The following is a 1,327-nucleotide window of genomic DNA, read 5'->3' on the forward strand; positions in this document are numbered from 1 at the left end:
GTTTCTGCGTGCGGCCCTTCAGGCTCACCACGATCGCATGACGATCAAGCCCGTTGCCCACGTCACGAGGGCCGCGTCACATTCATCCCGGCAACGTCGGCCCGACGCAGTTCAACAGCGATCGGGACATCTCCGAAGCGAATCCAGAAGGAGGTTGCGGCTCTGAGCTAATGGCGATCGACAATCCGGAGGAGCTGGTTAGCGAACGAGATCTGATATGGATCGGGCCATGAAGCCCTGCGGTGCGGTTGGGGCATTAGCTTTCGACGACGCAGTAGCGGTACGGCTCGTTTCGCTTCGCCATGTCTACGCCTTGCGCCCGGCTTTGTCGGCTGGAGCTTCGCTCGGCCACTGCTGCCAGATCAGCATGTTGCGCGAAAGCGAGTCCGAGTATTCCGGATCGCTCTCGCGGTGATTGATCGCGTACTCCAGCTTCTCGATAGCCCGCTCCGACTCTATCGCGTCGTCCTCGCGCTCGAACGGGAAGTGGATCATTCGTTCGTAGTTCGGCATCTGATGCTGGAGTCCGATGTGCGCGAGGTACTGGATGCGTCGCCAGTAGTCCTTCGGCATGTCGGCGCGAAGCTCGCCGTCGCGCGGGTCCGTCCACTCCTGACCGGCGGCGAAGCCCTTCTGCCACGCGGCCTCACCCATAGCGTCGCCCAGGGTCGCGGCTCCCAACGTGTAGAGGTCGCCCTGGCCCTTGTCGCCCTTCCCGCGCTTCAGGGCCCCCGCCATGTAATCGAGCGCCTTCTCGACCTTCTCCGGCAGCGGCTGGTCCTTCACCTCGTAGTGGTAGCTGCAAGCGCGCGAGATGTCGGCCGTCGCCTCCCGGATCCCGGCGAGCCGGCCGGCCTGATAGCGGCGGTTGAGCACCCACCAGACGATGCCGACGATGATCGCGACGCCGACGGCGGCGGCAAACCTGTCGTCCATGACTCCCCCTCCTGCAATCCCTGGTTATAATGGACAGATCGGGGGCGGTTTTCCATGGCTTACGACGATCCCAAGCTGCCGCGGGCGGTGCTGCGCGGCGATGAACTCTATGTCGGCAACGACAAGGAGCCGTACTACCGCGACCCTGACTACGTGATCCATCTCGACGTCACGGACCTGAAGGTCTCCGGCGGCCTGGAGCAGTCCGATCCGATGGAGGGCCGGAGTCCCAAGGTCGCCGTCGCGCCCGGGCTCCGGGGCCTCGCTGAAGTGCTCCCCAAAACTAGGCCAGCTGATGCTGGAATTTTCCGGGGTTTGAAGTGCTCCCCAAAACTAGGCCAGCTGATGCTGGAATTTTCCGGGGTTTAGCTCATGCCGGCGGGGGCGCCGA

2 protein-coding genes are annotated in these 1,327 nt (G+C 63.7%); one reads left to right on the forward strand and one right to left on the reverse strand.

Annotated features, from left to right (window positions below):
* Positions 1–306: 306 nt before the first annotated feature.
* A complete protein-coding gene (locus tag AC0L3P_RS39735) occupies positions 307–936 on the reverse strand; it encodes a hypothetical protein (RefSeq protein WP_473309430.1) in 630 nt (209 codons plus the stop codon).
* Between the two features lie 54 nt (positions 937–990).
* Between AC0L3P_RS39735 and AC0L3P_RS39740 the strand changes: the two genes are divergently transcribed.
* Positions 991–1,305 carry a hypothetical protein gene (locus AC0L3P_RS39740; protein WP_473309431.1) on the forward strand — a complete coding sequence of 105 codons (315 nt, stop codon included), beginning with the start codon at positions 991–993 and terminating at the stop codon, positions 1,303–1,305.
* Positions 1,306–1,327: the final 22 nt, after the last annotated feature.

Source organism: Bradyrhizobium sp. WSM4874 (assembly GCF_055811835.1).

What these genes read in the sequence shown, in the direction of transcription:
- AC0L3P_RS39735 (WP_473309430.1), bottom strand. Translation starts at nt 936, where the DNA reads ATGGACGACAGGTTTGCCGCCGCCGTCGGCGTCGCGATCATCGTCGGC.
- AC0L3P_RS39740 (WP_473309431.1), top strand. Translation starts at nt 991, where the DNA reads ATGGCTTACGACGATCCCAAGCTGCCGCGGGCGGTGCTGCGCGGCGAT.